Genomic DNA, 7,166 nt, shown 5'->3' on the forward strand with positions numbered 1-7,166 from the left:
GACAGCAGTTAGTTTGTTTTCCCAGTTGTACTCATGGCATAATGATGGCAGTTAATTTTAGAGAGTTGGAGAGATTTACCGTGAAAAAAATCTATGAAAAATTTCCTGTGTGGCTAGTGTATACAGTTGCATTTGCTTTCATCGTGCTTTGTTCGTTTGGTGCATTGCGTTTTCTTGGCCAAACCACGATTTGGAATGTGGATGGGATCTCTCAACATTACCCAATTTTAGAAGAGTTTTATCGAATTTTACGTGGAACAGCCCATCAGTCATTATTTGGCTGGTCATGGAATCTAGGGCTTGGCGCAGACCAGATGACGACGTTCGCCTACTATGTGGTTGGTGATCCGTTTAGTTATCTAATTGCGTTATTTCCTGCTGATAAACTCGAATTGGGATATCAAGTGCTGACCATTTTGCGGTTATACGCCGTAGGTCTAGCGTTCTTAGTTTTTGCTAAGCAAATGCGGTTAAAACGCAGCGGTTCTTTAGTTGGTGCGCTTATTTACACCTTTGGGAGCTACTCGTTTTACGTGAGTTATCACCATCCCTTTTTCTTGCTACCATTGATCTTTTTCCCATTGCTCTGTGTGGCAATCGATCGAATCTACCACGGCCAGTCATTCCTTTGGTTAGTGGCCATTACAGCTGTTGTTTTGATTAGTAACGTTTATTTTGCGTATGTACTCGCCATTGGGTCACTATTCTTTGCTGTGTTTAGATATGTTGATTTAAAGCAGAAGGGGGAACTAGTTCGGCCATTGCCGCGCTCCCTTGGCTACTTTGCGTTAACAGTAGTTATGGCGCTGATGATTGCTGCCATGATATTACTGCCAAATCTCTTATCAATGTTGAGTTCTTCGCGTTCTGGTTCAGCCATTTTTGCGAACGGCCTTAAGTTCTATCCGGCAATCTATTACATGAAGCTCCCCAATGCGATTTTAAATGCGAGTGGTCAGATGTATTACTGGGTTGTCATGGGGACGAGTGGTCTGACGTTAATTGCCATGATTTGGTCGTTCCGTCATTTCAAAAAGTACCTGATGCTAAACATCTTGATTCTGTTAATTGCGGTGGGCTTGTTATTTCCAGAGGTAGCTGCCGTGATGAACGTCATGAGTACCCCATCTAATCGTTGGCTATTGCTGGCACAGTTAGCCTTCGGGTTAGTGGCTGGACGTTTTGTTGATCACCTTGATGAATTGGTACCGGCCGACTTTAAGTGGTTTCTTTATGGTACGTTACTGCTGTTCGCCGCAATTTGGGTCAGCAACGGGTTTATTTTCAGACTACAGGCTCACCACTTAATGATCTATGGCATTTATCTGGTGATGTTGTTGGTGATTGCTTACGCCTTGATTGGTGATTTTAAGGGTCCGCGGTTGCGATTCTCGATTTTAGCGTTAGTGATTATTAACGCTGCCAGCACAGGCTTAGGTTTTTATAGCAGTAACTATAGTCATTCACAAGGTGATGAGTTAAGTCGTGGCGTGGCGTCACACTGGACAACGGCTTTCTATGATTATGCCAATCGTTACCTCGCTAAACACGACAAATCATTTTACCGGACAGCAACAACGTCAGATTACTATTCACTACGTTCTGCTGGTAACAACATTCCGATGTTGCTTAATATGCATTCAATCAGTTCCTACTTTTCAATCCAAAGTGGTGCTGTGAACGACTTCAACAAAGCGCTCATGAATAGTGAGAACACCATGAATAATCCGACGCGAAACGTCGATAATCGAACGACGATGACGTCACTCTTAAACGTGAAGTATCTATTCGCACGTCAGGATGAAGTTGGGCAATCCAAGATTCCTTACGGGTTCAAAATTGTTAAGAATCGCAAGGGTAAGACCTTACTGTTTAGAGACCAACCCGTATACAGTTTGGGTAACGGTACTGGTACCGTTATTTATCAAAACAAATATGCGACACCGCTTGCGTATACACAAACGCAACAACTTAGCAGCAGTTCGTACAATAAGTTAACGGCTGCTGATAAGGAACAAGCACTGTTAAGCGGTGCTCAAACTAGCAAAAAGATGAGCGGCGTTAAAACGGTCAAGGCAACGACAACCGCTGAGTCAGTACCATATAAGGTCACCACAACTAGCATTCCAATCACAACGGTTGCCCAAGCAATTAACTACCGACTCACCCATAATACGAACCGGTCGTTATCTGCTAATGTTAATGGTGATTTGAGTACGGCAGATGCTAAAAAATACGCGGCTTCAACTGGTCTGGCCAAACCTTCCAGTGCCATTCAGTCTTTAATTGCCCAGAATAAGGCGATTGTTCAACGAAATACCACGAAGAATCAAAATGGCTTAACTGAAATGACGAGTGATACGTTAGGCCAAAATGCAACTTATCGTCTGACCTTGAAAAATCCAAATGCCTATAAGAACAGTGAGCTTTACATTGAGTTTGATGGTATTAAGGCTAGTTTCCCGTCAACAACAGCGCGCCTGAACTATTCGGCTCGCCGGGCATTGATGGCCAATGTACCGTTCTCGTATGGTACCAAGCTGAATTATTGGCGCAATATTATGAATAATCAGTACTTTGATTCCTACGGGATGAAGATTACGACCCAAAACAAGGATACGTCGATTCGTCAATTGGGCATTAATAATATGTCTGATTACGAAAAGAAGGGGAGCGTACTACTCAATTTAGGCTACTCAACTAGCGCCCGTAAAACCATTGATCTGTCATTTTATGAAGCCAATAACATTAGCTTTAAAAATGTTCGGATCATCGCGGTGCCATTTGGTAAGACCTATCAGCAAAAGGCTAAACAGTTACAAAAACAAAGTCTCAAGCAACTGAAAGTAACGAATAACCAAGTTTCTGGCACCACTGATAACCAGCAGGCAAGTGTGTTGACGACCTCAATTCCGTATTCAACTGGCTGGCAACTTACCGTTGATGGTAAGAAGACGGCTACTCAAAAGGTTAATACTGGGTTTGTGGGGGCTAAGTTACCTGCAGGGCAGCATCAAATTAAGTTGGTTTACCAGACCCCAGGGCTCAAGGCGGGTCGGTTATTATCGATCGTAGGGCTCCTTGTATTCGTGATTGGCTTTGGTTGGCAATTCGTCGTGAAACGGCGGCATGATTAAGTAGATCGATAATCGAGTATGTTACTCAAAAAATAAAGCGCAGTGATTCCGTTGATTGGAATCACTGCGTTTTATTTTATCTGAGTGTTTAATATGAAAAAAAGTTAATTGAATCAGTTTTAAAGTCATTTTATAGCAGGGCTAAATTAAACAATACCCCAGCCATAAATAAAGCTACTAAGATCAGAGGTAGTGTGGTTTTTAAATCAATTCGGTGGTCCTGACGATAATGGCGGATGATAAATGTTAATAATGTTATTAGGCCAACGGTAAAGAGAATCAGGAGCTTGATTTGTACCGCAATATCAGCGTGAGTCATTGATGGTCACCTCAATTATTTAATGAGCAGTTGGTAAGCGTAGCGTAGGGCCTGACTATCATGCATGTAGACGGTGCCACGGTGTTCGAATCCGTTGCTCGTAATCACGTGTTGCATGCCCAAGTTATCTGGATGAGTATCGATTCTAACGTCTTTGTAACCAAGTAGACTCGAAATCGTGATTAAACCACTTACTAATTTGCCAGATAAATGTTGACCACGGAAATGGCTTGAAACGGCAATTCGATGAATAGCAGTGTAGCGGGCATCGATACCGTTTAGCCAGCTACCATCTTCAATTTTAAGGTAGTTAATATCGATTCCCTGGTGCAGTGCGGCAGTGCCGGCGATTTCACCATCGACCACTAAAACAAAGGTAATACCGTCTTCGATATCTTGTTTTAAATCACTGGCAGCTGGATAACCATCCTGCCACTGGTTGATGTTTTGCTGTTTCAAAAAGGCTTTGGCATCTGTGATAATAGCGGTGATGTCGTTTAGATCCGCTTGGGTTGCACGTCGTAAATAAGTTGCTGACATAAAGGTCCTCCTTATAAAGCGAATGTATTGTGATACACCGCGTAATCTATTTGCATTTTACGCCATCGCCTGCCTAAAAAAAAGAGAGTATGGCATAATGGACCTGGAGGTGTTGAGGTTGAAGTATGAAGCAATTCGACTCGCAACGTTTATTGACCGGCCTAACCGATTCGTTGCGCACTGTGAATTAGCAGGTGAGACAGTGACGGTGCACGTTAAGAATACTGGTCGCGGTAAGGAGCTACTGATTGCGGGTACCCAAGTTGCCCTTAACTATCAGCCTAAACCAAATCGAAAGACTGAATATGATTTAGTGTCAGTGAAGAAGGGTGATCATTGGGTAAATATCGATAGCCAGTTACCGAACCGACTCGTGAAAGAAGCACAGGCGGATGGTCAGTTAACGCTGCCGGGGATGCCAACACTCACTGCTTTTCGGCCGGAAAAAGTCTACCATGAGTCCCGGATTGATTTTTGGGGCAAAACGGTTACGGACCACAACTTATGGATCGAGGTCAAAGGGGTCACTTTAGAAAACCAAGGTGTGGCAGCTTTCCCGGATGCGCCGACAGAGCGTGCCGTCAAACACGTTCATGAATTGATACGGACGGTACATGAAGGTGACGTTGCCTACTTGCTTTTCGTCGTTCAGTTAGATTTTGCCCACGTGATGACGATTTATCGGCAACGCGCACCAAAACTGGCTGCTGCCATTGAAGAGGCGCAGCGAGTTGGTGTAAAAGTGGTTGCAATTGATTGTGAGGTAACTGCGGAAACAGTCAGGTTAAGACGTGCAGTTCCATTTGAGTTGGACGCCCCATTTCATGAAGCAGAAGTAGATTGAAGTTAATCATTACGTTGTTGCAAGATTAGCGTACAAAATAGGCCGGTTATCAGCCATTTCTACATTGAAATGGCTGGTAATCGGCCTAGATGATTTAAAAAAGTGATTCATTGGTCATAACTTAGCATTAACGATGAACTGAGAGCGCAATGCCCATACCACCACCGATACAAATGGTGGCAATACCAGTTGTTAGCTGCTCGCGCTCAAGGTCGTGAACCAGAGTGGTCAATATCCGAGCGCCGGAAGCGCCAACTGGATGACCAAGGGCAATCGCACCGCCGTTAACGTTTAATCGGTCGTCAGGAATGTGAAGATCTCTTGAAACAGCAACCGATTGTGCCGCAAAGGCTTCATTAAGCTCATAACGATCAACGTCTGTCACGACGCGATTTTGTTTTTCTAATAGTTTTGAAACAGCGTGATAAGGTGCGTAGCCCATGATAGCAGGATCAATACCAACCTCTTGGTATCCGTCAATCACCGCTAAGTAGGATAATCCAGCGCTGTCAGCGGCATCCTTTGACATCAGTACAAGCATGCTGGCGCCGTCGTTTAAGCCTGCTGAATTGCCAGCAGTAACCGTTCCATTTGCTTTAAAAGCTGGTTTTAGTTTACCCAAGGCCGCCATAGAAGTGTCAGGGCGAATTGGTTCATCTTTAGTAATGGTCGTGTTAACCTTGCCAATAACGGTGACCGGCACGATCTCGGCTTCGAAGTGACCGTTAGTCGTGGCAGTGAGTGCCCGTTGGTGAGAGCGAAGCGAAAAAGCGTCCTGAGCTTCCTTTGTGACGTGAAATTGTTCAGCGACATTTTCAGCGGTAATTCCCATTAAGTCTTGCGAGAAGGCATCACGTAGGCCATCATGTTCAAGACCATCGAGTACCTTGGTCTCACCATAACCAGTGCCACGACGCATGTCGGGTAATAGGTATGGTACATTTGACATACTTTCAGTGCCACCGACAAGAACTGCGGTTGCATCACCCATCGCAATAGCGGCTTGACCTAAGCGGATGGCTTTAATACCAGAACCACATACTTGGTTGATCGTCATGGCGGTACTTGTCACGGGTAAGCCGCTCTTGATTGCAATTTGGCGTGCAACGTTTTGACCTGCGCCCGCTTGTAGGACGTTGCCAATAATGGCCTGATTAATTTGATCAGCAGGAATTTGAGCTTGATCAATCGCAGCTTTCGCAGCAATTGTTCCTAGTTCAACCGAAGTAAGTTGGGAGAATTGACGTCCCATTTTCCCGATTGGTGTGCGAACTGCACTTAATATCACAACTTCTTGCATGTTCTTAACCCCTTTAATTCAGTATACAAACGATAAGGATACACGATTGATGGGAATATGTCTTTAAATTTGGTTGTGATTTAGGATAATTAAAAGGTTTGCAATTAGATAACGGGTTGCCTAGAATGGAAAAATGCAAGGAGGTAGACGGATGCAAAGTTTTGATGAAGAATTAGATCAGTGGTTAGATGCAATAATGGCAGTTCCCAAGTTTGCGAGCATGACTGCAGGAGCACAGGAGCAAGTTGAGATTATTGTGACTGTTAGTGCACAGGTATTAGTAATCGGCTATCAAAAGCAACCAAAGGAGTGGACTACTGTGCTACTTGAAGACCTATTTTTTAATCGATTTGTGCCTATGCTGGATGTATCAGAGAAGCGCGAGGAGTTATTTGACCTGTTGCCAGAAACGCTGCTGACTTGGTTTGATGTTTTAGAGAAGAATGGCCAGTTGAATCAGGCAGATCAATTACGGGCTTGGGTCAAGCAGCATGTCACGCAGTTGACAGCACTGTATGATCCTGTGGCCGACAAGTTCTACGCACAATTAATGTCTGCAATGAAAACGGCGGGTGTCAATCTGACAGATACGTCGGCAGTTAGTCAGTTTACTAAAAACTACCTTGAACAACACCCGGATGAAGGACAAGCATTATTTACGAAGAAACAATAGGAAGTAATTTAAAAGCTTTCATTTTAATTTCCATTTTTTAAAAATTAATTGAAAATAACGATTGACCGATTCATGATCTCTTGGTATGATAGTTTCTGTTGTCGCGAGCAAGAGATGCAATGTGTACCAATTACTGATTAAGTAATTTCGATGTTGACATTGTTCACTCAAGATGATATATTTAATAAGTTGTCTCAGAGACAAATGAAAATCATTAAAACGTTGATATAAAAACTTTTGGTTGACTTTCAAATGGCAATGAGATATAATTAAAAAGCTGATTTAGAAATAAATTAACAGGTAGACCTTTGAAAACTGAACAAAGTTTCGTTTCACAAATGTGCAGGGTATAT

6 protein-coding genes are annotated in these 7,166 nt (G+C 43.3%); 3 read left to right on the forward strand and 3 right to left on the reverse strand.

Translation table 11 applies throughout. The features are described from left to right. Positions 1-80 precede the first annotated feature (80 nt). Positions 81-3,137, forward strand: coding sequence for a YfhO family protein (locus tag FD04_RS01200; protein WP_056946397.1), 3,057 nt, complete (start codon positions 81-83; stop codon positions 3,135-3,137). 130 nt (positions 3,138-3,267) lie between these two features. On the opposite strand, the gene FD04_RS12540 is transcribed toward FD04_RS01200, so the two are convergent. Both FD04_RS12540 and FD04_RS01210 read right to left on the reverse strand, forming a co-directional pair. Continuing rightward, a complete protein-coding gene (locus FD04_RS12540; RefSeq protein WP_054702366.1) occupies positions 3,268-3,456 on the reverse strand; it encodes a hypothetical protein in 189 nt (62 codons plus the stop codon). A gap of 15 nt (positions 3,457-3,471) precedes the next feature. Then, positions 3,472-3,996: a GNAT family N-acetyltransferase gene (locus FD04_RS01210; protein ID WP_054702369.1), complete on the reverse strand. Its 525-nt coding sequence runs from the start codon at positions 3,994-3,996 to the stop codon at positions 3,472-3,474. A 118-nt stretch (positions 3,997-4,114) separates the two neighbouring features. Between FD04_RS01210 and sfsA the strand changes: the two genes are divergently transcribed. Beyond that, positions 4,115-4,840 carry a DNA/RNA nuclease SfsA gene (gene sfsA / locus FD04_RS01215; protein WP_054702371.1) on the forward strand — a complete coding sequence of 242 codons (726 nt, stop codon included), beginning with the start codon at positions 4,115-4,117 and terminating at the stop codon, positions 4,838-4,840. Positions 4,841-4,967: 127 nt separating this feature from the next. On the opposite strand, the gene FD04_RS01220 is transcribed toward sfsA, so the two are convergent. Continuing rightward, positions 4,968-6,140, reverse strand: coding sequence for a thiolase family protein (locus tag FD04_RS01220; protein ID WP_056946398.1), 1,173 nt, complete (start codon positions 6,138-6,140; stop codon positions 4,968-4,970). Positions 6,141-6,291: 151 nt separating this feature from the next. On the opposite strand from FD04_RS01220, the gene FD04_RS01225 reads away from it, so the two are divergent. Next, positions 6,292-6,813 carry a hypothetical protein gene (locus tag FD04_RS01225; RefSeq protein ID WP_056946399.1) on the forward strand — a complete coding sequence of 174 codons (522 nt, stop codon included), beginning with the start codon at positions 6,292-6,294 and terminating at the stop codon, positions 6,811-6,813. The last annotated feature ends 353 nt before the right edge of the window (positions 6,814-7,166 follow it).

The organism is Secundilactobacillus odoratitofui DSM 19909 = JCM 15043 (assembly GCF_001434895.1).
Taxonomy (GTDB): Bacteria; Bacillota; Bacilli; order Lactobacillales; family Lactobacillaceae; genus Secundilactobacillus; species Secundilactobacillus odoratitofui.

Excerpts from the sequence above, each read along its gene's own strand:
- FD04_RS12540 (WP_054702366.1), bottom strand. The coding sequence starts at position 3,456 with ATGACTCACGCTGATATTGCGGTACAAATCAAGCTCCTGATTCTCTTT.
- FD04_RS01210 (WP_054702369.1), bottom strand. The coding sequence starts at position 3,996 with ATGTCAGCAACTTATTTACGACGTGCAACCCAAGCGGATCTAAACGAC.
- FD04_RS01220 (WP_056946398.1), bottom strand. The coding sequence starts at position 6,140 with ATGCAAGAAGTTGTGATATTAAGTGCAGTTCGCACACCAATCGGGAAA.
- FD04_RS01225 (WP_056946399.1), top strand. The coding sequence starts at position 6,292 with ATGCAAAGTTTTGATGAAGAATTAGATCAGTGGTTAGATGCAATAATG.